The 26,894-nt window shown below is 67.1% G+C and carries 22 protein-coding genes, 1 tRNA gene and 1 pseudogene; 4 read left to right on the forward strand and 20 right to left on the reverse strand.

The genetic code is table 11. The features are described from left to right. Positions 1 to 38 precede the first annotated feature (38 nt). Positions 39 to 1,460, forward strand: coding sequence for a glutamate--tRNA ligase (gltX, locus tag F0357_RS05020; RefSeq protein WP_153479367.1), 1,422 nt, complete (start codon positions 39 to 41; stop codon positions 1,458 to 1,460). Positions 1,461 to 1,732: 272 nt separating this feature from the next. Further along, positions 1,733 to 3,025, forward strand: coding sequence for a citrate synthase (gene gltA / locus F0357_RS05025; protein WP_153479368.1), 1,293 nt, complete (start codon positions 1,733 to 1,735; stop codon positions 3,023 to 3,025). 82 nt (positions 3,026 to 3,107) lie between these two features. Here gltA and F0357_RS05030 read toward each other — a convergent pair whose 3' ends face one another. The 16 genes and pseudogenes from F0357_RS05030 to F0357_RS05105 form a co-directional block, all read right to left on the reverse strand. Then, positions 3,108 to 3,428 carry a type II toxin-antitoxin system YafQ family toxin gene (locus tag F0357_RS05030; RefSeq protein ID WP_153479369.1) on the reverse strand — a complete coding sequence of 107 codons (321 nt, stop codon included), beginning with the start codon at positions 3,426 to 3,428 and terminating at the stop codon, positions 3,108 to 3,110. Then, positions 3,403 to 3,678, reverse strand: coding sequence for a type II toxin-antitoxin system RelB/DinJ family antitoxin (locus F0357_RS05035; RefSeq protein WP_153479370.1), 276 nt, complete (start codon positions 3,676 to 3,678; stop codon positions 3,403 to 3,405). Before F0357_RS05035 ends, F0357_RS05030 begins: the two co-directional genes overlap by 26 nt. 86 nt (positions 3,679 to 3,764) lie before the next feature. Further along, on the reverse strand, positions 3,765 to 4,979 hold the full coding sequence (gene lpxB / locus F0357_RS05040; RefSeq protein ID WP_153479371.1) for a lipid-A-disaccharide synthase: 1,215 nt from the start codon (positions 4,977 to 4,979) through the stop codon (positions 3,765 to 3,767). 44 nt (positions 4,980 to 5,023) lie between these two features. Then, complete coding sequence (locus F0357_RS05045) at positions 5,024 to 5,965, reverse strand: LpxI family protein (RefSeq protein WP_153479372.1); 942 nt, start codon at positions 5,963 to 5,965, stop codon at positions 5,024 to 5,026. Positions 5,966 to 5,971: 6 nt separating this feature from the next. Continuing rightward, positions 5,972 to 6,808 carry an acyl-ACP--UDP-N-acetylglucosamine O-acyltransferase gene (lpxA, locus tag F0357_RS05050; RefSeq protein WP_376767820.1) on the reverse strand — a complete coding sequence of 279 codons (837 nt, stop codon included), beginning with the start codon at positions 6,806 to 6,808 and terminating at the stop codon, positions 5,972 to 5,974. Positions 6,809 to 6,837: 29 nt separating this feature from the next. Beyond that, positions 6,838 to 7,344, reverse strand: coding sequence for a 3-hydroxyacyl-ACP dehydratase FabZ (fabZ, locus tag F0357_RS05055; protein WP_376767782.1), 507 nt, complete (start codon positions 7,342 to 7,344; stop codon positions 6,838 to 6,840). Further along, positions 7,341 to 8,410: pseudogene (gene lpxD, locus F0357_RS05060) on the reverse strand (UDP-3-O-(3-hydroxymyristoyl)glucosamine N-acyltransferase). The gene fabZ and the pseudogene lpxD overlap by 4 nt, the downstream one beginning before the upstream one ends. A 203-nt stretch (positions 8,411 to 8,613) precedes the next feature. Beyond that, complete coding sequence (bamA, locus tag F0357_RS05065) at positions 8,614 to 11,004, reverse strand: outer membrane protein assembly factor BamA (protein WP_153479374.1); 2,391 nt, start codon at positions 11,002 to 11,004, stop codon at positions 8,614 to 8,616. Between the two features lie 245 nt (positions 11,005 to 11,249). After that, positions 11,250 to 12,410 carry an RIP metalloprotease RseP gene (gene rseP / locus F0357_RS05070; RefSeq protein WP_153479375.1) on the reverse strand — a complete coding sequence of 387 codons (1,161 nt, stop codon included), beginning with the start codon at positions 12,408 to 12,410 and terminating at the stop codon, positions 11,250 to 11,252. Between the two features lie 119 nt (positions 12,411 to 12,529). Then, the gene (locus F0357_RS05075) at positions 12,530 to 13,408 is read right to left on the reverse strand and encodes a phosphatidate cytidylyltransferase (RefSeq protein WP_312861456.1); all 879 of its coding nucleotides are present in this window, start codon (positions 13,406 to 13,408) and stop codon (positions 12,530 to 12,532) included. Continuing rightward, positions 13,405 to 14,163 (reverse strand): isoprenyl transferase, encoded by a 759-nt coding sequence (locus F0357_RS05080; protein ID WP_376767821.1) that lies wholly within the window; start codon positions 14,161 to 14,163, stop codon positions 13,405 to 13,407. Before F0357_RS05080 ends, F0357_RS05075 begins: the two co-directional genes overlap by 4 nt. 138 nt (positions 14,164 to 14,301) lie before the next feature. After that, a complete protein-coding gene (frr, locus tag F0357_RS05085; protein WP_153479376.1) occupies positions 14,302 to 14,862 on the reverse strand; it encodes a ribosome recycling factor in 561 nt (186 codons plus the stop codon). 54 nt (positions 14,863 to 14,916) lie between these two features. Continuing rightward, positions 14,917 to 15,657, reverse strand: coding sequence for a UMP kinase (gene pyrH / locus F0357_RS05090; protein WP_153479377.1), 741 nt, complete (start codon positions 15,655 to 15,657; stop codon positions 14,917 to 14,919). A gap of 72 nt (positions 15,658 to 15,729) precedes the next feature. After that, positions 15,730 to 16,653: a translation elongation factor Ts gene (gene tsf, locus F0357_RS05095; protein ID WP_153479378.1), complete on the reverse strand. Its 924-nt coding sequence runs from the start codon at positions 16,651 to 16,653 to the stop codon at positions 15,730 to 15,732. Positions 16,654 to 17,009: 356 nt separating this feature from the next. Continuing rightward, positions 17,010 to 17,798 (reverse strand): 30S ribosomal protein S2, encoded by a 789-nt coding sequence (rpsB, locus tag F0357_RS05100; protein WP_153479379.1) that lies wholly within the window; start codon positions 17,796 to 17,798, stop codon positions 17,010 to 17,012. Positions 17,799 to 18,080: 282 nt separating this feature from the next. Continuing rightward, entirely contained in the window at positions 18,081 to 18,560 is a 480-nt protein-coding gene (locus F0357_RS05105; protein WP_153479380.1) for a DUF1134 domain-containing protein, read from the reverse strand. Positions 18,561 to 18,629: 69 nt separating this feature from the next. Here F0357_RS05105 and F0357_RS05110 point away from each other — a divergent pair. Next, positions 18,630 to 18,706 (forward strand) — tRNA-Val (locus F0357_RS05110). A 204-nt stretch (positions 18,707 to 18,910) separates the two neighbouring features. Here the strand turns inward: F0357_RS05110 and F0357_RS05115 are convergent. The 4 genes from F0357_RS05115 to F0357_RS05130 form a co-directional block, all read right to left on the reverse strand. Beyond that, on the reverse strand, positions 18,911 to 19,210 hold the full coding sequence (locus F0357_RS05115; RefSeq protein WP_153479381.1) for an HU family DNA-binding protein: 300 nt from the start codon (positions 19,208 to 19,210) through the stop codon (positions 18,911 to 18,913). 181 nt (positions 19,211 to 19,391) lie between these two features. Continuing rightward, positions 19,392 to 21,860 (reverse strand): endopeptidase La, encoded by a 2,469-nt coding sequence (gene lon / locus F0357_RS05120; RefSeq protein ID WP_153479382.1) that lies wholly within the window; start codon positions 21,858 to 21,860, stop codon positions 19,392 to 19,394. Positions 21,861 to 23,171: 1,311 nt separating this feature from the next. Continuing rightward, positions 23,172 to 24,581, reverse strand: coding sequence for a type I glutamate--ammonia ligase (gene glnA, locus F0357_RS05125; protein WP_153479383.1), 1,410 nt, complete (start codon positions 24,579 to 24,581; stop codon positions 23,172 to 23,174). A 104-nt stretch (positions 24,582 to 24,685) separates the two neighbouring features. Beyond that, positions 24,686 to 25,024 carry a P-II family nitrogen regulator gene (locus F0357_RS05130; protein ID WP_153479384.1) on the reverse strand — a complete coding sequence of 113 codons (339 nt, stop codon included), beginning with the start codon at positions 25,022 to 25,024 and terminating at the stop codon, positions 24,686 to 24,688. Between the two features lie 281 nt (positions 25,025 to 25,305). Between F0357_RS05130 and F0357_RS05135 the strand changes: the two genes are divergently transcribed. After that, positions 25,306 to 26,796: an NAD(P)H-hydrate dehydratase gene (locus F0357_RS05135; RefSeq protein ID WP_153479385.1), complete on the forward strand. Its 1,491-nt coding sequence runs from the start codon at positions 25,306 to 25,308 to the stop codon at positions 26,794 to 26,796. The last annotated feature ends 98 nt before the right edge of the window (positions 26,797 to 26,894 follow it).

Raw genomic sequence — 26,894 nt, forward strand, 5'->3', positions numbered from 1 at the left:
GTCCGGGTGCGCCCGGACCTCAGCCGTCGAGGAACAGGATGACCGAGACCGTCATCACGCGCTTCGCCCCGTCGCCGACCGGCTTCCTCCACATCGGAGGAGCGCGCACGGCGCTGTTCAATTGGCTCTATGCCCGCCACACCGGCGGCACGATGCTTCTGCGCATCGAGGATACCGATCGCGAGCGCTCCACCGACGCGGCGATCGACGCGATCCTGGACGGGCTCCGGTGGCTCGGCATCACCTGGGAAGGCGAGCCGGTGTTCCAGTTCGCCCGCGCCGCCCGCCACCGCGAGGTCGCCGAGGGCCTCGTCGCCGCCGGTCGGGCCTATTATTGCTATGCGACGCCCGAAGAGCTGAACGAGATGCGCGAGCAGGCCCGCGCCGAAGGCCGTCCGCCGCGCTATGACGGCCGCTGGCGGGACCGCGATCCGTCCGAGGCAAGGCCGGGTGTGAAGCCCGTGATCCGCATCAAGTCGCCGCTCGACGGCGAGACGGCGGTCGACGATCAGGTCCAGGGGCACGTCGTGTTTCCGAACAAGGATCTCGACGATTTCGTCATCCTGCGCTCGGACGGCACACCGACCTACATGCTCTCGGTCGTCGTCGACGACCACGACATGGACATCACCCACATCATCCGCGGCGACGACCATCTGACCAACGCCGCGCGCCAGACGGTTCTCTACAACGCGCTCGGCTGGCGGGTGCCGGTGATGTCGCACATCCCGCTGATCCACGGGCCAGACGGCGCCAAGCTCTCGAAGCGCCACGGCGCCCTCGGCGTCGACGCCTACCGGGCGATGGGCTACCTGCCGGCCGCGATGCGCAATTATCTCGTCCGCCTCGGCTGGAGCCACGGCGACAAGGACATCATGTCGACCGAGGAGATGACCGAATGGTTCGATCTCGCCGGTATCGGCCGGTCGCCCTCGCGGTTCGACTTCGCCAAGCTCGAGAATCTCAACGGCCATTATCTCCGGGCGACGCCGGACGACGAGTTGTTCGAGATCTTCCTCGCGACGCTGCCTTATCTCGAGGGCGGCCCGGCCCTCGTCGAGCGGCTCGACGCCCGGCTGAAGGGCCAGATTCGGGAGGCCCTGCCGGGCCTCAAGGAGCGCGCCAAGACGCTCAACGAGCTTCTCGACAATGCCAGCTATCTCTGGGCGGAGCGTCCCCTCCCCCTCGACGACAAGGCCTCCGCGCTGCTCGACGACGACGCACGGCGCACGCTGTCCGGCCTCTTCGCGGTTCTGAAGGCGGCTGAGCCGTGGTCCGTGGAGACGACCGAGGCGGCGGTGCGCACCTTCGCCGAGGCGAACGGCCTGAAGCTCGGCAAGGCCGCTCAGCCGCTGCGCGCCGCCCTCACGGGCCGCACCACGTCGCCCGGCATCTTCGACGTCCTCGCCGTGCTGGGGCGCGAGGAGAGCCTCGCCCGCATCGCCGATCAGACCGCCTGATCGCCCGGTTCGCCGGCAAAGCCCGCCGCTTCGCTGCGACGCAGCGAAGCGGTGCGCCGGCTCACCCTTCGTCGAAGGCGGGCCGCCTTGCGGCACCCGTTAATATGGGCTACCCAAACGCAGGTTCCGTCCTCGCCTGAACGCCCCTTCCTCCCGGTCGACGGAAAACGCCGTCATGGGGCCCAGGATCGGCAACGATCGCGACCGGTACTCCCAAACCGGCCGGGTCCGCGGCGGAGCTCCGCGGAACCGTGTGTTCACAGGGGTGTCTGATGAGCGATAAGACCGCCACATTGACCATCGGCGACAAGAGCTGGGATTTCCCGGTGAAGGCCGGCACGATCGGTCCGGATGTGATCGATATTTCGAAGCTTTATGCCCAGACCGGGCACTTCACCTACGATCCCGGCTTCACCTCGACCGCCTCCTGCGAGTCGCACATCACCTATATCGACGGCGACAAGGGCGTGCTGCTCTATCGGGGCTACCCGATCGAACAGATCGCCGAGCACGGCGACTTCCTCGAGACCTGCTACCTTCTGCTCTACGGCGAGCTGCCGACCCCGGCCCAGAAGGCCGACTTCGTGAACCGTGTGACCTATCACACGATGATCCACGAACAGATGTCGCGCTTCTTCTCCGGCTTCCGCCGCGACGCCCATCCGATGGCCGTCATGGTCGGCGTGGTCGGCGCCCTGTCGGCCTTCTACCACGACTCGACCGACATCTCCGATCCGCAGCAGCGCATGATCGCCTCGCTGCGCATGATCGCGAAGATGCCGACGATCGCGGCCATGGCCTACAAGTACCATATCGGCCAGCCGTTCATTTATCCGCGCAACGAATACGACTATTCCTCGAACTTCCTGCACATGTGCTTCGCGGTGCCGGCCGAGGAATACAAGGTCAACCCGGTGCTTGCCCGGGCGATGGACCGCATCTTCATCCTGCACGCCGATCACGAGCAGAACGCCTCGACCTCGACGGTCCGCCTCGCCGGCTCGTCGGGCGCCAATCCGTTCGCGTGTATCGCCGCCGGCATCGCCTGCCTCTGGGGTCCCGCCCACGGCGGCGCCAACGAGGCGGCGCTCAACATGCTGCAGGAGATCGGCACGGTCGATCGCATCCCGGAATTCATCGCCCGCGCCAAGGACAAGAACGATCCGTTCCGTCTGATGGGCTTCGGTCACCGGGTCTACAAGAACTACGATCCGCGCGCCCGCATCATGCAGAAGACCTGCCACGAGGTGCTCGGCGAGCTCGGTCTGCGCGACGACCCGCTCCTCCAGGTCGCCCTCGAACTCGAGAAGATCGCCCTCCACGACGAATATTTCGTCGAGAAGAAGCTCTATCCGAACATCGACTTCTATTCGGGCATCACGCTGCGCGCGCTGGGCTTCCCGACGACCATGTTCACCGTGCTGTTCGCGCTCGCGCGCACGGTCGGCTGGATCGCCCAGTGGAAGGAGATGGTGGAGGATCCGTCGCAGAAGATCGGCCGTCCGCGCCAGCTCTTCACCGGCGCCGGCCAGCGCGATTATTCGCCGATCTCCCAGCGCCGCTGAGCGGTGCACAAGGGTCGAAACGACGACGGGCCGCCCTCAGGGCGGCCCGTTTTGTTTTCGTGAGTCTGAGAGTTCCTTCAGATCATTCGAATAGTTCCGCGTGCGTGCCCGCGCGCACGAACTGAATCTGGCTTCCATCGATCTCGTAGATCAGGAGAAAATCTCCCCCGATATGGCATTCCCGATGATCGCCCCATTCGCCCTTCAACGGATGGTCGAACCATTCGGGGCCGAGCGGGGCGTCGTTTGCGATCAGCAACAGCATCACCTCTTTCAGGCGCGCCATATCGAAGCGACCCGAGCGCGACAGCCGTTCCCAATCCTTCTTGAATTGCCTTGTGAAATCCGACGACCGCGGAAGCGATGCCCGCTTTTCGTCAGCGGGCCTTCTTGTCGAGGGCATCGATCAAGTCCTGTCCCTCAGCAAAGCGCGCCTGCCTCGCGGCCATCATCGCGCGAGATTCGGCGATAGCGGCCTGTGTCTCGGCGTTGGGAATCTTCAATTCCAGGGGAAGCGCTTTATCCCGGGCCACCCGGGTCAGGGTCAGCCGAATGGCATCGGAAAGGGTCAGACCGAAATAGCTCAGGACGGCCTCGGCCTCTTCCTTCACATCCTCGTCGATCCGGGCGCGCACAAATGCGGTGGTCGCCATGTTGAGCCTCCGTGACAATCGTCATGTAGCTCAAATGAGCAACGCATACAAGGAGCGGACGCTGATCCCGCGATCGGGTTCTCGCTCTACCCTCGCGATCCGCGCACCCGCTCGCGGGCGACGGTCGCGACGACCTCAGCCGCGCGCTCGCTCGGGCTGCGGCCGCCTTCGAGGGCCATCAGCGCGTCGAGCCGGCGGAACGCGTCGCACTGGCGGCGGCGCTCCGGGCCGTCGTGGAGGAGTGCGGCGACGCAGGTCGCGAGCGCCTCGGGGTTCGCCTCGTCGTCGAGAAATTCCGGCACGACGTTTTCGCCGAGGATGATGTTCGGTAGCACCATGGAAGTGACCTGCGCGATCTTCACCACGCGGTTGAGGTGCTTCACCAGCCGATAGAAGCCGTCGAGCCGGTAGGCGATCGCCATCGGAACGCCGGCGAGCGCGAGTTCCAGGGACACCGTGCCGGAGGCCGCAAGGGCGACGTGAGCCCGGCGGAAGGCGGCGCGCTTGTCGTCGAGCGCGCGGATCACGCGCGGCTTCACCGGCCACGTCGCGACATCCGCCTCGATGCGGTCGGCGAGATGGGGCACGGCGGGCAACAGCGCCTCGACCGGCCCGACCTTCTCGGCGAGCCGCGCCAACGCCTTGCCGAAATCGACGAGCAGGCTCGAGATCTCGTGACGGCGGCTGCCGGGCAGGATCAGCACCACCGGCGGCCCGTCGCCGAGCGGGCGGCGCTCGCCCGGCGCCGGGCGCAGCTCATGGAGATGATCGATCAGCGGATGGCCGACATAGGTGCAGGCAGGCCCCTCGAGGCGGCGGTGCACCTCCGGTTCGAACGGCAGGATGGCGAGGAGATGGTCGACATAGCGCGCCATCTTCTTCGCCCGGCCCGGCCGCCACGCCCACACCGTGGGGCTCACATAATCGACGATCGGAAGGTCCGGGCGCACCGCCCGGATGCGCTTCGCGACCCGGTGGGTGAAATCGGGGCTGTCCACGATCACGACGATGTCGGGATCGGCGGCGATCGCGGCCTCCGCCGTCTCGCGGATGCGGCGGATCAGGGTCGGCAGGCGGCGCACCACCTCGTCGAAGCCGATCACCGCGATGTCGGAGAGCGGGAAGAGCGGCGCGAGGCCGACCTGGGCGAGCCGCTCGCCCCCCATACCGGAAAGGGCAATGGGACGGCCGGCGGCCGCCGGCAGCGCGCGCATCAGGGCGGCCCCGAGCTGATCGCCCGAATCCTCGCCGGCGACGACGAAGACCTTGAGAGGCGCAGCATCCGGCAGGGTCGTGCTCATCTGCACCTCCAAGGCCGCGGTCAGGCCGCAACCGCCCGGTCGGCTCAGGACCGGGTGGCCGCTTGGGCGAGATCCGCCGGCGAGAAACCATAGAGAAAGAGGCCGGCCGCGTCGGCCGCCGCGATGGTCTTGGCGCGGGCGGCGACGATGACGTGCCCGCTCTCGATCGCAATTCCGGCGAGCCCGGCCGCGGCGGCCCGCTCGACGGTCGCCGGGCCGATCGTCGGCAGGTCGGCGCGCGTGTCTTGGCGCGTCTTCATGCGCTTCACGAGCGCGGAGGCCTTCTCGTAACCGGCGATGCGGCCGGAGGCGCGCAAGGCCGCGACGCGCTCGAGCATGCCGTCGGTGCCTTCGGCGCCTTCGATGGCGACGGTGCGCCGGAACAAGGCCACCGCCGCCTGTCCGACATCGTGCGGGCTCAGCGCCTCGATCACGCCGGCCGCGGTCGCGATCGCCGTCATCGCGTCGGCCGACGGGGCCTGGCGGCCGAGCGTGCCGGCACCGGCGAGGAGGACGGGCGCCACGTCCGGCACGCCGACGACCGTGAGGTCTTCCTGCTCGAAGATGCGGATGACGCGGGTCAGCACGCTGTCGTCGCCGCCGACGAGCGCCGCGAGGATGCGCGGCAACCGGCGCAGCGTTCCGAGATCGCCGACGATCGACCGGAAATCGGGTCGCTTGGAGATCGATCCGATCAGGATCACCTCCTTGCAGCCGCCGCGCTCGATGAGTTCGAACAGGCGTCCCACCTGCCCCCAATCGACCCAATCGGCGCCGAGCGGGTCGAGGAGGCTCGGCTCGCCCTCGCCGCGAATGCCGATCAGGACAACCGGACGCCCCGTCGCGCGCACGTCGGCGACGAGCTCGGCCGGGATGCCACCACCGCCCGCCACGACGGCGAGCGGTCCACGCGCCGCAGCCTCCGGCCCGCCAGTCCCTTTCGCCGCGATCTCCGCCGGCGCGCCACGCCCCACGCGCAGGATCATCGGGCGTCAGTCCTCGGTCGGCAGCGGACGGGCCCCGATCTCCGGGATGCACACGGAGCGGTCGCCGCCTTCCTTGAGGAAGCTCACCACCCGCTGCACCGAAGGCTCGGAGAATTCCGCGGCAACCGCAGCGGTGCGCTCGGCCAGCGTGCCGTCCTCGCCGAACAGGCGCCGATACGCGCGCCGCAGGGCGTAGATTTCCTCACGCGCGAAGCCGTGCCGCTTGAGGCCGACGATGTTGAGGCCGCAAAGCGCCGCGCGGTTTCCGACCGCCATGCCGAACGGGATGAGGTCGTTGCCGAGACCCGCCAGACCGCCGAGGAACGAATAGGCACCGATGCGGACGAACTGGTGGACGGCGGAGCCGCCACCGAGGCTCGCATAGTCCCCGATCGTCACATGGCCCGCGAGCATCACGTTGTTCACGAGGAGAACGCCGGTGCCGAGGTGGCAATCGTGGGCGACGTGGGCGTGGGTGAGGATCAGGCATCGGTCGCCGATCACGGTGACGCCGCCGCCGCCCTCGGTGCCCGGGTTGATCGTCACATATTCCCGGAGCACCGTATCGGTGCCGATGGTCAGCCGGCTCGCCTCGCCGCGGAATTTGCGATCCTGCGGCGGCAGGCCGATCGCCGCGAACGGGTAGATCTGACAGCGCGCACCGATTTCGGTGTGGCCGTCCACAATCACGTGCGCCTCGATGATGACGTCGTCGCCGAGGCTCACATGGGGACCGATGATCGAATAGGGCCCGATCCGCACGTTCGCGCCAACCCGGGCGCCCTCGTGCACGATCGCGGTCGGGTGGATCACCGCACTCGCATCGATTCCAGGCGCCACGATCGAACCCTCTCCGCCGCTTGCGGCCGTGCTCATTCGTCCACCAACATGGCGCTGATGTCCGCCTCGGCGACCTTCGCGCCGGCGACCATCGCCTCGCAGTGGAACTTCCAGATATTGCCGCGATTGCGGACCTTGCGGACGTGATATTCCACGGTGTCACCCGGCACGACCGGCTTGCGGAACTTCGCGGCGTCGATCGTCATCAGATAGACGATGCTGGGCGATTCCTTGGCGATGCGGGCGGCGACGCAGAGCGCGCCGGCGGTCTGGGCCATACCCTCGATCAGGAGCACGCCGGGCATGACCGGCTGACCCGGAAAGTGCCCCATGAAGTGCGGCTCGTTGTAGGTGACGTTCTTGAGCCCGATGCACGAATCGTCGCCGTCCATGTCGATGATGCGGTCCACCATCAGGAACGGATAGCGGTGGGGCAGCATCTTCAGGATGCTCAGAATGTCGGCGCTCTGCAGCGTACGCGTCGCCGCGGTTGCCTCAGCGGGCGGCTGCTTCAGGGCAGCATCTTCCTCGGTCGTCACCGTGTCGGTTCCTCATCGTCTGCGCCGCCCGCAGCCTGTCGCCTCTTGGCGAGGGCAGTCAGCGCTCTCTGCTCCATGACAAATTGCCGGACCGGCTTGGCCGGCGTGCCGATCCAGCGTTCGCCGGCCGGCACATCGTCGGCGACGTTGCTGCCGCCGCCGACCTGAGCGCCCATGCCGATTCTCAGGTGGCCGGAGAGGCCGACCTTGCCGGCGAGCACCGCATAATCCTCAAGCACCGTGCTGCCGGAGATGCCGACCTGCGAGATGATCACGCAATGCCGGCCGATGACCACGTTGTGGCCGATCTGGACCTGGTTGTCGATCTTGGTGCCCTCGCCCACGACGGTGTCGCGGTTGGCACCCCGATCGATTGTGGTGTTGGCGCCGATCTCCACGTCGTCCTGGATCACGACGCGCCCGATCTGCGGCACCTTGAGATGGCCGCCGGGCCCATGGCGAAGCCGAACCCGTCCTGACCGATGCGCACGCCCGGATGGATGATGACGCGGTTGCCGATCAAGGCGTGCTGAAGCGTCGCGCCGGGGCCGATGGCGCAATCCCGGCCGATCCGCACCCCGTGGGCGATCACGGCGGTCGCGGCGATGATGGTGCCGGCCCCGATCTCGACGTCCGGGCCGATTACGGCACCGGGCTCGACGACGACTCCGGGCTCCAGGCGGGCGGACGGATCGACATGCGCCGCAGGCGAAATACCACCGCCGAAGCCCACGCCCACCGGCCGCATCGCCTGCGGATAGAGCATGGCCATCACGAGGGCCACGGCGCGATAGGCTTGGCCCGATTCGACGACCGCGATCTCGTCCGGGATGCGCACGGTGAACTTCGGGGCACAGACCAGGGCCGAAGCCTTGGTCGTCGCCACGAGCGGCAGATAGCGCGGATTGTCGATGAAGCTCAGGTCACCCGGACCCGCCTCGTCGAGCGGCGCGACGCGGGCGATCACCGCATTCGGTTCGCCGCGCACGAGCTTGCCCCGTCCGATCTCGGCGATACGAGCGAGCGTCAGCGGCGTCGGCACGGGAAAGAAGAGAGGATCGGACATGGTCGGAATCTGAGGCGCTCCGGCGGTCGGACGCTGCCCCCGCGACGGCACGGGAAGGCGGCGCACACCGTTCAGGCCCGGATCGCACGGCGGGCCTGATCACGCAATAAAAAAAGGTGACCGCTTTCGCGCCCACCTTGGGAAATCACCCGAATTGAGACCGGCGGCGCGGTCCTCGGACCGCGCCGCCGGCTCGTTTTCGATCAGAACTGGGTGCCGCCGCTGAGCCGGAAGACTTCGGTCTTGTCGAAGGTCTCCTGCTTGATCGGCCAGGCGAAGTCCGCCCGCAGCGGTCCGAACGGCGACTGCCAGCGGACGCCGAAACCAGCCGTCCAGCGCAGGGACATGTTGTCGCCTTCGACCACCGTGAGCGGCGCCGGCGAGCAGACGATGTCTCCGTTGGCACCGATCGTGCCGGTCGGATAGGCGCAGGCGCCGTTGATGCCCGAGCTGACACCCCAGAGCGAACCCGCGTCGGAGAAGGCGGCCAGCGTGAGGCCGAGTTCCTGCGGCAGGTAGGGGAACGGAGCCTGGGCTTCCGCAGAGACCGCGAAGTAGTACTTACCGCCGAGCGCGTCACCCGTGTTGTAGTCACGCGGGCCGATACCGTTGTCCTGGAAGCCGCGGATCAGATCGCCACCGACGAAGATCTGCTGCGTGACGTTCAGGTTCTGGTTGACCCCGTTGATGAGACCGCCTTCGCCGCGCACCATGCCGAGCAGGCTCCAGTCGGCGTAGAGCGAGTGGTAGTACTTCGCCTCAACCTTGCTCTTCAGGTACTTCACGTCGCCGCCGAGACCGGCGAACTCTTGGGTGAAGCGGGCGAAGTAGCCGTCCTGCGGGTTCAGGTTGTTGTCGAGCTTGTTGTAGGTGAGCGTGCCACCGACGAGCGAGGTGAGCGTCTTACCCTGGGCCAGCACGATCGCAGAGGCGATGTAGCCGTTGTTCGGCACCGTCACGTCGGAGTGGACGAGGCGATAATAGACGCCGACGTTGAACTCTTCCGTGATCGGGAAGTTGAAGCGGACGTCGCCACCAATCTGCTTCTGAGCATACTCGCGATAGCTGGTCTGCTCGTAGTTGTTATAGAAGACATCGAAGCCAGCGGCGATCCGTCGACCGAGGAAATACGGCTCGGTGAAGGAGAAGATGAAGTTCTGGGTGTTGGAACCGCCGCCGAGCGAGATCTTCAGATATTGACCGCGGCCAAGGAAGTTCTTCTCGGAGATGGAGACGTCACCAATCACACCATCGGTCGTCGAGTAACCGATACCGAAGGAGATCTCACCCGTCGGCTGCTCTTCGACCTGGACGTTGATGATCACGCGGTCCGGCGCGCTGCCGGGCTCGGTCGTGATGTTCACGGTCTTGAAGAAGCCGAGATTGTTGAGGCGACGCTGGGCCCGATCGACCAGCACACGGTTATAGGCGTCACCTTCCGAGAGATCGAACTCACGGCGGATGACATAATCCCGTGTGCGGGTGTTGCCGTGAATGTCGATGCGCTCGACATAGGCCTTGGCGCCTTCGTCGACCGAATAGGTGATCGCGATCGTGTGGTTGTCGAAGTTCCGATCGCCACGGGGCCGGACCTGGGCAAAGGCATAGCCCTGCGAAGACGCAGCCACCGTCAGAGCCTCGACCGTCTTCTCGATCTCCGATGCGTCATAGACGCCGCCCTTGTGGGTCAGGACGACCCTCTCGAGCTGCTTGGCGTCGAGCGACTGCACCGAGCTTTCGACGTTGACGTCGCCATAGTGATATTGCGGCCCCTCTTCCATCGTGAAGGTGATGAAGAAGGTGTTGCGCTCGCGGTCGAGGTCCGCGGTCGCCGAGATGAGGCGGAAGTCGGCGTAGCCGTGATTGTAATAGAACTGACGCAGCAGCTCCTGGTCGGCAGCGAGCCGATCCGGATCATAGGTGTCGGTCGTCCGCATGAAACCGAGCAGACCGGTCTCGCGGGTCCGGATGACCGTGAGAAGGCGGCTGTCGGAGAAGGCGTGATTGCCGACGAACGTGATCTTGGACACGCCGGTCTTGTCGCCCTCGTTGATTTCGAAGACGAGGTTCACGCGGTTCTGCGGCAGATCGATGATCTTCGGAGTCACCGTGGCGCGGTAGCGTCCGATCGCCCGGTAGGCATCGAGGATGCGCTGAACGTCGCTCTGCACCTTGGCGGTGGTGAGCGTCGAACGCGACTTGGAATCGATCGTCCCGGTCAGCGTCTCGTCGGAGAGGCGCTTGTTCCCCTCGAACTGGATCTGATTGATGATCGGGTTCTCGACGACGTTGACCACCAGGGCACCGCCCTGACGGCTGATCTTCACGTCCTTGAACAGGCCGGTCGCGTAGAGAGCCTTGATCGACTCGTCCACGTCCGAGGCCGTGTAGGGACGGCCCGGTTTGATGGTGAGGTAGGCCCTAACCGTCTCTGCATCGACACGGGTCGAGCCCGTGACTTCGATTTTGCTGATGGTATCCGCGTAAGCCGCCGTGAGTCCGGCAGGAGCCACGACCGGAATGATTCCGACCGCAGCAGCGGAGAGGGCGACGGCGAGGCTCAAGCGCCTCAGAAAGACAGGGAACAAACGCATGGGGTCTTTCGGCCCTCTCCAGTCCGTATCAGGGAAACGCCGTTCGCACGGCGTGCCGCGATCTCGTACGCCACGGCGAGGTATCGCAGGCTTTCCTATGCCAAGCAAGACGATGCCCCAGCAATGATGAACAAATCGCCCAACGCCGTTGCCGATCTGTCACGCCGTCCGAGGCGGGCTCCGCGGGGAGCGGAGCGAGGCCCGGATGCTTGCCGCGAGCACGGTCGACGGTCAACCCCGCCCCGTCAGGAGGCGGAAAACTGCCGGGTCAGATGGACGATGTCGTTCCAGGTGGCGAACACCATGAGCGCGAGCACGAGCGCGAGACCGATTCTGAATCCGACGTCCTGAGCGCGCGCGCTCAAGGGGCGGCGCAGGACCGCCTCGAACGCGTAGAAGACGAGATGACCGCCGTCGAGCATGGGAATCGGGAAGAGATTGAGGAGCCCGATCGACACGGAGAAGACGGCGGCGAGATTGAGCAGCGCCACGATGCCGTCCTGCGCCACCTGGCCCGAGATCTGCGCCATGCGGATGGTGCCGCCGAGCTGGTCGGCCGATTCCCGGCCGTTAAAGACGTGGACAACGTACTCAAGCGTACGGCTGATCACGTACCAGGTCTGGCTGGCCCCTTCCGCGACCGCTTCCGGGAAGGAGTAGCGCTGCAGGGTCACCTGCCCGCTTGCGATATCGCGGCGAATGCCGAGCACGCCGACTTTCTGGACGTTCCCGAAGCGGTCCTTCATCTCCTGCAGCCGGGGCGTCACGGAGAGGGTCGCGTCCCCCGCGGCGCGGCGGACCACCACGGTGAGTGCCTCGCCGGGGCTGTCGGCGACCATGCGCTGGAGGTCGGTGAACGACTTGATGGCGGTGCCGTCGATCGAGACCACCACGTCGCCGACTTCGAACCCGGCGGCCGCCGCGGCGCCCCCCGGCTCGAGCCCGTCGACGCGCGCCTCGGTCACGGGGCGGCCGAACAGGGTCAGGAGAATCGCGAAGATCGCGATCGCCAGGATGAAGTTCGCGATCGGCCCCGCGGCGACGACCGCCGCGCGCTGCCAGACCGGCTTCGCCGCGAACAGGGTCTTGCGGTCGGCATCGCTCATCGCCGCGATCGCGGCGCGATCGGGAACGCTCGCCGCGTTCTCATCGCCGGCGAACTTCACGTAGCCGCCGAGCGGGATGGCGGAGAGCCGCCAGCGGGTGCCATGGCGGTCGTTCCGCCCGATGACCTCAGGCCCGAAGCCGATCGAGAAGGCGTCGATCTTCACGCCGCACCAGCGGGCGACGAGGAAATGGCCGAGCTCGTGGAAGAACACCACGATGGTGAGCACGAACAGGAACGGGACGACGTAGCCGAGGATGCCCGACCCGAGCTGAAGCCCGAGATCACCGATCAATTGCATGTCGCCATCCCGATTTCCTGGCGCGCCGAGCCCGGCGCGCACCCATCAAGCAGAGCAAATAGGCCGTCTTTGCGGCGAGCATATGGGCGAAACCGGGGGTGAGATCCAGCGGAACGGCCTCAGAACAGCCCCGACAGAATCAGCGCCATCAGATAGGCCGCGACGCTCGCCGCCATGAAGCTGTCGAGTCGGTCCATCAGGCCGCCGTGGCCGGGGATGATGTGGCCGCTATCCTTGACCCCGAACCGCCGCTTAATGCCGCTCTCGAAGAGATCGCCATATTGCGAGACGACCGAGAGCAAGGCCGCAAGGCCGGCGAGCGCGAACGACGGCGCGTGGCCGGCAATGGCCCCGATCGCCAGCGCCGAGGCGACGGCGCCCGCCACGCCGGACGCGGCACCCGACCATGTCTTCTTCGGGGAGATGGCGGGCCACAGCTTGGGGCCTCCGAAGGTGCGTCCGCCGACGAAGGCCGCCACGTCCGATCCCCATACGATCGCAAAGAGGAGAAAGAGCGCGAAGCGGCCGTCCACCCCGTCGCGGACGCCGACCGACGCGACTGCGGCGAGGCCGGCATAAAGCACACCGCCGGCCGCCCAGCCGAAATCCATCCGCCGCCGCCGCGCCGCCGCGACCGCTCCGGTCAAAAGGGCCCCGAGGAAAATGATGGCAAGACCGAGCGGACCATGCCCCAGGATCACGGCGGCGCCCGCCACGACGATCGCGGCAGCACCGATTCGCTCCGCCCAGCGGTCCGTCCCGGCGAGGGTGATGTTCCACCATTCGCGCAGCACGACGATGCCGGCGGAGAACACGGCCACCGCGAAGATCGGCCCGCCGACCCAGGCGAGCACCATCGCGGACGGGCCGAGGACCAGCGACGAGATGATACGGAGGCGCAGTTCGCGGCGACGCTCGGCAACGCGCGCGGCCCGACGGTCGGCGCGCTCGTCCGATGGCGGAGGCGCCTGCCCCGCCTGCTCCGCGGGCGGGGTCACGCCCCGGTCCGCGCGGAAAGGCCTCCGAAGCGCCGGTCCCGTTCGCAGAAATCCGCGACCGCGCGGTCGAACGCGAGCTCGTCGAAGTCCGGCCAGCGCGCGGGCAAGAAGACGAACTCGGAATAGGCGCACTGCCAGAGGAGGAAATTCGAGATCCGCTGCTCACCGCTGGTGCGGATGACGAGATCCGGATCGGGAATGCCGGCGGTGTCGAGATGGGCCGAGATGGTCGTCTCGTCGATCTCGGCGGGCGCCAGCGTCCCCGCGGCGACGGCCTCGGCGATCCGGCGCGCGGCACGGGCGATCTCGTTACGGGCGCCGTAGTTGAACGCGATGACGAGGGTCAGACCCGTGTTGGCGGCGGTCATCGTCTCCGCTTCGGCGAGGAGACGCACCAGATCGGGCTGGAGGCTGTCGCGTTCGCCGATGATCCGCACCTTCACGTTCGCCTGGTGCAGCTCGATCAGATCCTTGCGGATGAACAGGCGCAGCAGCGACAGGAGATAGGCCACCTCGTCCGGCGGCCGGCTCCAATTCTCGGACGAGAAGCTGAACAGGGTGAGAAAGCCGATGCCGCGCTCGCTCGCGCAGCGCACGCTGCGGCGCACCGCTTCGACGCCGCGGCGGTGGCCCTCGCGGCGCGGAAGCCCCCGCTCCTTCGCCCAGCGCCCGTTGCCGTCCATGATGATCGCGACGTGCCGCGGGGGAACAGGGCGCGAGGGCGTGCCGACGTCGGGCGTCGCCGCGCTCTGGATGGCCTCCGGCATCCGCGTCACCGCCATAGATCGAGCCTCTCCCAACCGCGCGCCCGCCATCCCGTCACCCCGGCGGTGCGCCATGCCATCTCGCGACGCTACGCCGCGCTCGGCCGGCGGTAAACGCTGAACCGGACCTCAGACCTGGCTGATTTCCTGTTCCTTGTGGGCGAGCATCTGGTCGACGTCGGTGATCGCCTCGTCGGTCAGCTTCTGGACGCGGTCCGAGAGCGAGCGGCTCTCGTCCTGGCCGACATCGCCGTCCTTCTCGAGCTTCTTGAGAAGCTCCATGCCGTCACGGCGCACGTGGCGGATCGAGACACGGGCCTGCTCGGCATATTTGTGAGCGACCTTGATGAGCTCCTGGCGGCGCTCGGCGTTGAGCTCCGGAATCGGGATGCGCATCACCTGACCCTCGACGATCGGGTTGAGGCCGAGGTTCGATTCGCGGATCGCCCGCTCGACCGCGCCGGCGGTCGAGCGATCCCACACCTGCACGGAGATCATCCGCGGCTCAGGCACGCTGATCGTCGCAAGCTGGTTGAGCGGCATCGTCGCGCCGTAGATGTCGACGGTGATCGGCTCGACCATGCTCGCCGAGGCGCGACCTGTGCGCAGGCCGGCAAGTTCGCTCTTGAGGACGCCGACGGCTCCCTGCATCCGCCGCTTCAGGTCGTCGAGATTGAGCGCGCTCGCCATGATATTCCTCTTAATCGTCTCGAAGGTCGGTCCCGTCCGCGGAAATCTGCGGCGTCAGTCGGCCACGACCGTGGCGCGGCCGCCCCCTTGCAGGACCTCGATGAATTCACCTTCTTCCTGGATCGAAAACACGATTACAGGAATGGCGTTGTCGCGAGCAAGAGCGATCGCCGCGGCGTCCATCACCGCGAGGCCGCGGGCCAGCACCTCCTGGTGGGTGATGCGGTCGTAGCGCACGGCATCCGGCTCAAGGCGCGGATCGGCGGAATAGATGCCGTCGACGTTGGTGCCCTTGAGGAGCGCGTCGCAGCCCATCTCGGCCGCGCGCAGGGCGGCGCCGGAATCGGTGGTGAAGAACGGATTGCCCGTGCCGCCGGCAAACAGGACGACGTGGCCCTGGGCCATATATTCGAGGGCGGCGCGCTGGGTGAAGGTCTCGCAGATCGCCGGAACGGCGACCGCCGACAGGACCCGCGCGGGCAGGCCGCGCCGGGCGAGCGCGTCATGAAGCGCGAGGCAGTTCATGACGGTGGCGAGCATGCCCATGTGGTCGCCGGCGACGCGGTTGGTGCCGCCGGCCGCAAGCCGGGCGCCGCGCACGAAATTGCCGCCGCCCACGACGACGCCGACTTCAGCGCCGAGCTTGACCGCCTGATCGATCTCGCCGGCGAGCCGGTCGATGACCTTGTTGTCGATGCCGAAGCCCTTGTCCCCCATCAGAGCCTCGCCGGAGAGCTTCAACAGAACGCGCTTCCAGCTCAATTTCGCAGACGAGGCATCGGGCACAGGCGGCATCGCAGTCTCTCGACGGGAGGGATCGGAGAAATTCGAGGGGATCGGGAGGCTCTCCTCCCGATCCCCGAGCGTTCAGTGGCCGGCCGCGGCCGCGACCTCGGCAGCGAAGTCCGAGGTCTCCTTCTCGATGCCCTCGCCGAGCGCGTAGCGCACGAAGCCGGTCACCTTGATCGGCGCGCCGGCGTCCTTGGCAACCGCCTCGACGGCCTGCTCGACGGTCTTATCGGGGTCGAGCACGAAGGCCTGCTTCAGGAGGGTGACCTCCTCGTAGAACTTGCGCATGCGGCCCTCGACCATCTTCTCGATGATGTTCTCGGGCTTGCCCGACTGGCGCGCCTGGTCGGCGTAGACCGCACGCTCGCGCGCGGCTTCCGCTTCGGGGATCTCCTCGGCGGTCAGCGCGAGCGGGCTCGTGGCGGCGACGTGCATCGCGACCTTGCGGCCGATCTCGGTGAGCACCGCCGGATCGGCGGAGGACTCGAGCGCGACGAGCACGCCGATCTTGCCGAGACCGTCGGCCGTGGCGCTGTGGACATAGGTCGCGACCACGCCCTGACCGACCTTGAGCGCGGTCGAGCGGCGCAGGTTCATGTTCTCGCCGATGGTGGCGATGGCTTCCTTCAGTTCGTCCTCGACCGAGTGACCCTTGCCCGGATAGGCGGCGCCGGCGGTCGCGTCGCGATCGCCGTCGACCGTCAGGGCCACGGCGGCAACGCTGGAAACGAGTTGCTGGAAGGCCGGATTGCGGGCCACGAAGTCGGTCTCGGAATTGAGCTCGACCACCGCGGCGACGGTGCCGCCGGCGGCGACGCCGACGAGGCCCTCGGCCGCCACGCGGCCGGCCTTCTTGGCGGCCTTGGACAGCCCCTTCTTACGCAGCCAATCGACCGCGGCCTCCATGTCGCCGCTGGTTTCGGTCAGGGCCGCCTTGCAGTCCATCATGCCCGCGCCGGTCTTCTCGCGGAGCTCCTTCACCATCTGCGCGGAAATGCTCATGGATCGCCTCGTTAACTTTCGTGTCAGCGTGTTCGGGACCCGCGTCGCGGCCTGTCGCCGGACGGCTCCCGCCGGAAACCTGCCGGGCTCTCCCGACAGCGGAATGACGCTCTCCGCCGTCGTCGAAAACCGGCGCGGTGTTCGGCCACCGCGCAACCAACGCCTCGCTGACGCAGGCCGCTGCGGGTGCCGTCTCGATCCCCTCCCCGTGCACCGACCTCGTGTCGGGTCCGGCAGCGGCGAGGCAAATCGAGGTCGCACGCAAGCGCGCCGCGGCGTCGAGCCGGGCGCGCTCTTCATGCGCGAATCAAATCGGAAAGTCGAGCCCGGAGGACGAGGCCCTCCGGGACGGAGCCTCAGCCGGCGACGACCTCGGCTTCCTCAGCCGGCACTTCGTCGAGAGCCGGCTCTTCGATGATCTCTTCCAACTCGCCGACATCGACGCCGAGCGAGCCCTGGGCGCGCAGCAGGCCGTCGATCGCGGCGCGGGCGATCAGATCGCAATAGAGGGTGATCGCGCGGCCGGCGTCGTCGTTGCCGGGCACCGGATAGGTGATGCCGTCCGGATCGCAGTTCGAATCGAGGATCGCGACGACCGGAATGCCGAGGCGGCGCGCCTCCTCGACCGCGATCTTCTCGCGGTTGGTGTCGATCACGAAGATGAGGTCGGGAACGCCGCCCATCTCCTTGATGCCGCCGAGGTTGCGCTCGAGCTTCTCGCGCTCACGCGAGAGGTTCAGGCGCTCCTTCTTGGTCAGGCCTTGCTGATCACCGGAGAGCAGCTCCTCGAGCTTGCGCAGGCGGGCGATCGACAGCGAGATCGTCTTCCAGTTGGTCAGCATGCCGCCAAGCCAACGGGCGTTGACGAAATACTGGGCCGAACGGCGAGCCGAATCCGCCACCGCTTCCTGGGCCTGGCGCTTGGTGCCGACGAGCAGCACGCGACCGCCGTTCGCCACCGTGTCGCTGACGGCCTTAAGGGCCTGGTGCAGCATCGGCACGCTCTGGGCGAGGTCGATGATGTGAACGTTGTTGCGGACCCCGAACAGGAAGGGGGCCATCTTCGGGTTCCAGCGGTGGGTCTGGTGGCCGAAGTGCACGCCGGCTTCGAGGAGCTGGCGCATAGTGAAATCGGGCAGAGCCATGGCTCTGTTACTCCTTTTCCGGTTGGCCTCCGCGGGATTGGCTCGCTCAGGAGCACCGGAGGGCGGACGGCCAATCGGCCGCGCAACCCGGTCCCGCGTGTGGAATGGCGGTGTCTATAGGGGGAGACGCCGCAGAACGCAAGGCGGGCCGGCCATCCGTCAAGGATTTCCGCCCCGCCTTCAGATAGGAATTCAGCGAGCGTCGCGCCAGCCCCGGGACGAGGCCGGTACCGTGGCCGCAAGCGCGGACCGGGAACGTCGTCCCCGGCCGGATCGCGGTTCTTACTTCAGCGTGATGGTGACGCCGCTGCCGCCGGCGGTCAGGGACAGGCCCTGCTGCTTGGTGTGCAGGCGGATCGAGACGCCCTTGTCGTTGCGCAGCAGGATCTCGCCGCTGCCCTTGCTGCCGGCCGAGGCGCCCGTCGTCAGGGTTCCGTAGAGGCCGGAGAAGTCCTTGATGTTGTGCAGGTCATAGACGGTGCCAACCGCCTCGACGCTGGAATAGCCGACGGTGCCGAGACCGAGGCCGCCGATCGAGAACGGATAGGTGAGATCGCCGTACTTGAGCTTGCCGCCGCCGACCTGGCCGCTGAGGATGAAGCCGAACTGGGTCTGATCGATGGAGATGGTGCCCGAGGGCTTCATCGCCGGCTCGGCGGCCTGCACGGCAACCGCGCCGATGGCCATGGTGCCGGCGACGAGCGAGGCGAGCACGAGCCGACGGCTCGGGGCGGCGGTGGACAAACGGGAGAACACTTTCATGCTCGACATCCTTCTTTGAGGGCTGCGCTTGCATGAACGCCACAGAGTGTTATGCGTTGCAACCCGACGGGGCGGTTAGCTCAGCTGGTTAGAGCATCTGGTTTACACCCAGAGGGTCGGGGGTTCGAATCCCTCACCGCCCACCAGCGTCCTCTCTTCTAGCGCTGCGCTTCGCGAATATCCTCCCCGACGTGCGCGATGGGGCGGAGCGTCGCATCGCGCACACGGCCGGACGCGCGCGCCCCTTTTTGACCGAATGCAGGTTCCGAAAACAAAAGACCCCGCGTGCCGGCGGCGCTGCGGGGTCTTGTCTCAAGGCCGGCGCCCTCGGGGCGCCCCCCCGAAGGACGTCAGCTATTGACGGCGTCCTTCAGGGGCTTGCCGGCGCGGAACTTCGGAATGTTCGCAGCCGGAATCTCGATGGAGTTGCCGGTGCGCGGATCGCGGCCGCTGGAGGCGGCGCGGTGGCTCACGGCGAACGAACCGAAGCCGACGATACGAACCTCTTCGCCCTTCTTCAGGGAATCGACGATCGCTTCGAAGGTGGCATCGACCGCCTTCTGAGCATCCGTCTTGGTCAGGCCCGCCGCCTCAGCCACGGCCGAGGTCAGTTCGGCCTTGCTGATCCGATTCGCTTTGACCTTCGTCATTCCATCACCTTTGTTTTCGTTCGCGGAAGTTGCAAACCGACGGCGCCCGCCACCTTTTGGCGGCCGGGCGATGCGCCGCCGATCTTCGTGCGCGGATTTTTTGGCGAACGCAAGTAAGAAAGCCGCGGAAATCCTAGATTTCCGCGGCTTTCCAGCCCAAATCGGGGGACGATCGCAACCGTCAGTGGGCGGTGATGCCCGCCGCGTCCTCGTCGGCCGTCGCGGGCCGGCGCTCGGCCGCCGCATCGGGTTCCCAGGTGATCGCCTGCGGCACCCGGACCAGCGCCCGAGCCACCACATCGTCCATCCGCGCGACAGGAACGATCTCGAGACCGCTCTTAACGTTGTCCGGAATCTCCGCCAGATCCTTGGCGTTTTCCTCCGGGATGAGCACGGTCTTGAGGCCGCCGCGCAGTGCCGCGAGCAGTTTCTCCTTGAGGCCGCCGATCGGCAGCACCCGGCCGCGCAGGGTGATCTCGCCGGTCATGGCGATGTCGCTCCGGACCGGGATCCCGGTCATCACGGAGATGACCGCGGTCGCCATCGCGATGCCGGCGGACGGACCGTCCTTCGGCGTCGCGCCTTCCGGCACGTGGACGTGGATGTCGCGCCGGTCGAACAGCGGCGGCTCTATGCCGAAATCGACGGCCCGCGAGCGGACATAGGAGGCCGCTGCCGAGATCGATTCCTTCATCACGTCGCGCAGGTTGCCGGTGACCGTCATCTTGCCCTTGCCGGGCATCATGACGCCTTCGATGGTGAGCAGTTCGCCCCCCACCTCGGTCCACGCCAGACCCGTGACGACGCCGACCTGATCCTCCTCCTCCGCCTCGCCGAAGCGATAGCGCGGCACACCGAGGAAATCCTCGAGATTGGCGGCGGTGACCTTGACGGACTTCACCGGCTTGGCGGTGGCACCCGCCTTCTTGCTGGCCTTCAGCTTCGCCCCGCCGACGATGTCGCGCACCGCCTTACGGGCGAGCGTCGCGAGCTCGCGCTCCAGGTTGCGGACGCCCGCCTCCCGCGTATAGCGGCGGATGACGGTGCGCAGCGCCTCGTCGTCGACCGAGAACTCCTTGGGCGCCAGCCCGTGGTCGCGCTCGGCCTTCGGCAACAGGTGCTTGCGGGCGATCTCGACCTTCTCGTCCTCGGTGTAGCCGGCGATGCGGATGATCTCCATCCGATCCATCAGCGGCGCGGGGATGTTCAAGGTGTTCGCCGTCGTCACGAACATCACGTTCGAGAGGTCGTACTCGACCTCCAGATAGTGGTCCATGAACGCCTGGTTCTGCTCGGGATCGAGCACCTCGAGCAGCGCCGACGACGGATCGCCGCGGAAGTCCATGCCCATCTTGTCGATCTCGTCGAGCAGGAAGAGCGGGTTTGACTTCTTCGCCTTGCGCATCGACTGGATGACCTTGCCGGGCATCGAGCCGATATAGGTGCGCCGGTGACCGCGGATCTCCGCCTCGTCGCGCACGCCGCCGAGCGACATGCGGACGAACTCGCGGCCGGTGGCCTTGGCGATCGACTTGCCGAGCGAGGTCTTGCCGACGCCCGGGGGGCCGACGAGGCACAGGATCGGACCCTTCAGCTTGTTCGCGCGGCTCTGCACCGCGAGATATTCGATGATCCGCTCCTTGACCTTGTCGAGGCCGTAATGATCGGAGTCGAGAACCTCCTCGGCATAGCCGAGATCGTTCTTCACGCGGGAGCGCTTGCCCCACGGGATGCCGAGCAGCCAGTCGAGATAATTGCGCACGACGGTGGCTTCGGCGGACATCGGAGACATCTGCCGGAGCTTCTTGACCTCGGCGAGCGCGCGCTCGCGGGCTTCCTTGGTGAGCTTGGTCTTGCGGATGCGGCCTTCGAGCTCGGCGACTTCGTCCTTGCCCTCCTCGCCGTCGCCCAGCTCCTTCTGGATCGCCTTCATCTGCTCGTTGAGGTAGTACTCGCGCTGGGTCTTCTCCATCTGGCGCTTGACGCGCGAGCGGATGCGCTTCTCCACCTGCAGGACGGAGATTTCGCTCTCCATCATGCCGAGCACCTTCTCGAGCCGCTCGGACACCGAGGGCGTGGCGAGGATCGCCTGCTTCTCGGTGATCTTGACGGCGAGGTGCGAGGCGACGGTGTCGGCGAGCTTGGAATAATCCTCGATCTGACCGACCGCGCCGACGACGTCCGGCGAGACCTTCTTGTTGAGCTTGACGTAGTTGTCGAACTCCGAGATGACCGAACGCGCCAGCGCCTCGACCTCGACGGGATCGTCGACGCCGTCCGGCACCAGAGTGATCTCGGCCTCATAGAGATCGGAACGGTCGCTGAAGCGTACGATCTCGGCGCGCGAGCCGCCCTCGACGAGCACCTTTACGGTACCGTCCGGCAGCTTGAGGAGCTGCAGCACGGTCGCCATGGTGCCGACGGTGAAGATCGCGCTCGGCTCGGGATCGTCGTCGGTGGCGTTCTGCTGGGTCGCGAGCAGGATCTGCTTGTCGTTCCGCATCACCTCCTCGAGGGCGCGGATCGACTTCTCGCGGCCAACGAAGAGCGGCACGATCATGTGCGGGAAGACGACGATGTCGCGCAGCGGCAGAACCGGCACCACTTCGGTGCCGCCCGCGCCCGCCTGTCGCTTTTCGGTCGAGGTCATAGGACCGTCCTTTTCTGAACCGTGACCGGTTCGCCCCATCAGGAAGCAAGCACGAACCGGGCCATCGGACCACCGGGGAATTGTGAGTTGCGAACGAAGCAGCAGGAAGGCGGGAACGAGACGGAAGGAAGCCAAACCGAACGTGGCCGAAGAGCCGCTTTGCCGCGGTCTCCCGCAGCACCCGGACTTTCGGAGTGGCATGCTGCAGAAGACCGAACCGGGGTCATGTGCGATTAGGTGGCGCCCACCCCCTTGGGTGTCAAGGAGCGGGGACCACGGCGGCGACCTTGTCCACCGCGGGGCTCGGCCGCGGGCGGCGGCTCCGGCCCGGCTGCGCAGCGTTCGAGACCTGGGGCTCGGCGGCAAGCGCGGCCCCTGAACTCGGGGCGGCGGCGACACGAACGGCGCTCCAAGCCGCGGTGACGCCGTGAGGGGTCCCGTGACCGTCCGGCAGCCATGGCGCGCCGAGAGTCGTCGCCGCCGAGCCGCCGACCGACGCGGCCGCCGACACACTTCGCGCGAAGCCCACGTCCCTCTCCGTCGTCATTGCCGGCCTCGTGCCGGCAACCCAGGGCCTGGTGACGCAGGCGGGCCGGCACGCGCCGAGAGGCACAATTGCAACGGATGCTGCTGCAACGGATGCTGCGGCGCCTCCGCGTCTATTCCCCTCCGCTCTCCTAGCCAGCCACAATCCCCCCGGCGCACGCCGAGCCCCGGACCGCGGTCCAAACAGAAAGACCCCGCGCCGGGGGTCGGCAGCGGGGTCCATCTGGTTGGGCTCTCGAGGTTGAAGCGTCGGCGGCTTCGCTCCTCAGTGTGCGCAGGGGCACGGGTGGAGCGGCACGGTCCTGAACGCCGGATCAGCCCAGATCAAGATCAAGATTGATCTTTATTCCGTTCACCTTCCTTGTCACGGTTTATGAAACCGCGTCTTCGAAAACGATCCTCCGTTCCAAAGCAGCGAGAAGGATGAAGAGGGTTCAGATAGTCTAATTTTCAGAAGTTCCGTCGACCGGCTCAGCGTCACTCGCTTCCGCCTGACGGGTTCATTTGCTCCGGTGGAGTCATTTTCATAGACCTCCTTCCGTTCGACTACGGTTCCAGCATGCCACGCTTTAGCCGGCTGTCAAGCGCCGGCTAAGCATTGTGATGCGTTTCGAAAGCCACGCGAAGGCTTCCCCAGACCGCCCGACCTCGCGAAACGGGACACCGGCCGCGCCCCTCCCGCCAAAGCCCACCCCGCGCGGCCTCACAAACGAAACGGGGCGCCCGAAGGCGCCCCGTCGAAAGGCCGAGACCGAGAGCCGCGGCTCAGGACGAGTAGTACATGTCGTACTCGACCGGGTGCGGGGTCAGCTCGTACTTCATGTTCTCTTCCATCTTCAGCTCGATGTAGGCATCGATCTGATCGTCGTCGAACACGCCGCCGGCCTTGAGGAACTCGCGGTCGGCGTTGAGCGAGGCGAGCGCCTCGCGCAGCGAACCGGCCACCGTCGGGATCTGCTTCAGCTCTTCCGGCGGCAGGTCGTAGAGGTTCTTGTCCATCGGCTCGCCCGGATGGATCTTGTTCTTGATGCCATCGAGGCCGGCCATCAGCATCGCCGAGAAGCCGAGATAGGGGTTCGCCAGCGGATCGGGGAAGCGGATCTCCATGCGCTTCGCCTTCGGCGAGGTGGCGAACGGGATGCGGCAGGAGGCCGAGCGGTTGCGGGCCGAATAGGCGAGCAGCACCGGAGCCTCGTAGCCCGGGACGAGACGCTTGTAGGAGTTCGTCGTCGGGTTGGTGAAGGCGTTGATCGCCTTGGCGTGCTTCAGGATGCCGCCGATATAGAACAGGCAGGTCTCCGAGAGGTCGGCGTAGAGGTTGCCGGCGAACACCGGCTTGCCGTCCTTCCAGATCGACTGGTGGCAGTGCATGCCCGAGCCGTTGTCACCGAAGATCGGCTTCGGCATGAAGGTCGCGGTCTTGCCGTAGGCATTGGCGACCTGATGCACGACGTACTTGTAGAGCTGCACGTTGTCGGCGCTCTTCACGAGCTTGGCGAACTTGATGCCGAGTTCGTGCTGGGCCGAGGCGACCTCATGGTGATGCTTCTCGACGGTGACGCCGAACTCACCGAGGACCGAGAGCATCTCGGAACGCAGGTCCTGCGCGGAATCAACCGGCGGAACCGGGAAGTAGCCGCCCTTGGTGCGGGTGCGGTGACCGAGGTTGCCGGTCTCGTACTCGGTGTAGGTGTTGGACGGCAGCTCGGTCGAGTCGACCAGGTAGCCCGTGTTGAACGGGGTCGCCGAGAAGCGGACGTCGTCGAACACGAAGAATTCCGGCTCCGGGCCGAAATAGACGGTGTCGCCCACGCCGCTGGCCTTCACGTAGGCCTCGGCCTTCTTGGCCGTGCCGCGCGGATCGCGGTTGTAGAGCTCGCCCGAGATCGGATCGACGATGTCGCAGAAGATCGCGAGCGTGGACTGAGCGAAGAACGGATCGATCTGCGCGGTCTCGGCGTCGAGGATCAGCGTCATGTCGGATTCGTTGATCGCCTTCCAGCCGGCGATCGACGAGCCGTCGAACGCCACGCCGTCGGCGAACATGTCGTCGTTCACCTCACGGGAATCCATCGTGAGATGCTGCATCTTGCCGCGCGGATCGGTGAAACGCAGGTCGACAAATTTGATGTCCTGATCCTTGATCTGCTTCAGGACGTCATTCGCGGTGCTCATCGCGTTCTTTCCTTGGGAAACGGCCGCCCGTGCGGCCTATCGGGAAAATCGTTCGGGTTGGTGGAAGCGACGGGGGTCGGATCGGGGTCGAGGCGGGGAGGAAATCAGATCGCGTCGTTGCCGGTCTCGCCGGTGCGGATGCGGATCGCCTCCTCGACATTCGACACGAAGATCTTCCCGTCGCCGATGCGGCCCGTGGCCGCTGCGTTGCGAATGGCCTCGATGGCCTTCTCGACCATCTCGTCGCCGATCACGACCTCGACCTTCACCTTGGGCAAAAAGTCGACGACATATTCCGCGCCGCGATAGAGTTCGGTGTGGCCCTTCTGACGGCCAAAGCCCTTCGCCTCGGTTACCGTGATGCCCTGGAGCCCGACCTCCTGCAGCGCCTCCTTCACCTCGTCGAGCTTGAAGGGTTTAATGATCGCCTCGATCTTCTTCATCGCCTCCTCGCGCAGCAAACGGATCCGTCGGCGGGATCGCCGACAATCCGCTCAAATCGGCGGATGCCACGCTCACATGCATGGGTCGTGCCAGCCCGGGGAGGCCCCGATGCGAAATCACGGCGAGACCCAGCCCTGCCATAGGGCACGCGCGGGCGACGACGACCGACTCCTTTTGGGGCGAGATGGCGCACGAACGAGCAAAGCGCACCGGGTGCGACTCTGTCATGCACGCTATTCGATGATAATTTAGGCATATTGATTACAAGGTAGGCATTCCGATGCATGAGCTTCTCACGCCCGAGGAAATGGGCCGCGCCGACCGCCTCACGATCGAAAGCGGCATCCCGGGATTCGCCCTCATGGAGGCGGCGGGCTACGCCGTCGCCGACGCCGTCGCCAACCGAATTCCCCTCGGTCGCCGGGTGCTCGTGCTCGCCGGGCCGGGCAACAACGGCGGCGACGGCTTCGTCGCCGCCCGGGTGCTCGCCGACCGCGGCTACCGCGTCCGGCTGATGCTGCTCGGCACGCGTGAGGTGCTGAAAGGCGATGCCGCGATCGCCGCCGGCGGCTGGCGCGGCGCCGTCGAGCCGGCCTCACCCGACGGGGTCCGCGACGCGGATGTCATCGTCGACGCCTTGTTCGGTGCCGGCCTCGACCGCCCGCTCGGCGGCATAGCGGCCTCCCTCGTCGATGCCGCCAATGCAAGCGGCGCTCTGATCGTCGCCGTGGACCTGCCCTCCGGCATCAGCGGCAAGACCGGCGCGATCCTCGGCACCGCCATCGCGGCCGCGATCACCATCACCTTCTTCCGGCGTAAGCCGGGCCACCTGCTCTACCCCGGCCGCGCCCATTGCGGCCGCGTCCGCGCCGTCGAGATCGGCATCTCCGACGACGTGCTCGCCGCGATCGGCCCGTCCGCCTTCGCCAATGCCCCCGCACTGTGGCGCGCCCATTGGTCGGCACCGCGGGCGGACGGCCACAAATATGATCGGGGCCATGCCGTCGTGGTGTCAGGCCCCGCCCACGCGACAGGTGCGGCGCGCCTCGCCGCCGGGGCGGCGCTCCGGGTCGGGGCCGGCCTCGTCACTGTCGCCGCGCCGCCCGACGCCGTGGCGATCAACGCCGCCCACCTCACCGCCGTGATGGTGCGCGGCTTCGAAGGTGCGGCGGGGCTCGACTCCTTCCTGGCCGACCGGCGCTTCAACAGCGTCGTCATCGGCCCCGGCCTCGGCGCCGATGCGGACACCCGGGCGCTCGTCGCCACGGTGCTCGCCGGCGAGCGCGGCGTCGTGCTCGACGCCGACGCACTGACCGCGCACCGCGACGACCCGGCCGCCCTGTTCGCCCGCATCGCCGGCCGTCTGCGCGCCACGGTGATGACGCCCCACGCCGGCGAGTTCGCCCGCCTCTTTCCCGACCTCGCCGCCGATCCCGCCCTGCCGAAGACGGACCGCGCCCGCATGGCCGCCGCCCGCTCCGGCGCGGTGATCGTGCTGAAGGGCGCCGATACCGTCGTCGCCGCCCCCGACGGCCGGCTCGCCATCAACGAGAACGCCCCGCCCTGGCTCGCGACCGCCGGCTCGGGCGACGTCCTGTCGGGTCTCATCGGCGGCCTCGTCGCGCAAGGCATGCCCGCGTTCGAGGCGGCGGCGATGGCGGTCTGGGTCCACGGCGCCGCGGGGGACGCGGTCGGGCCTGGTCTCATCGCCGAGGATCTCGCCCCGGCGGTGCGCGGCGTCATCGCCAAACTGGTCGCCGACACGGCGTGAGCGCGGGCGCCATTTTCGCTTCCGGGTCGCCACCGCCGATGATATAGAATGCCGCGCCCCGGCTGGCGCCGGCGGGCTCGTCCGCGCTTGGCGCGAGG

The organism is Segnochrobactrum spirostomi (assembly GCF_009600605.1).
Classification (GTDB): Bacteria; Pseudomonadota; Alphaproteobacteria; order Rhizobiales; family Segnochrobactraceae; genus Segnochrobactrum; species Segnochrobactrum spirostomi.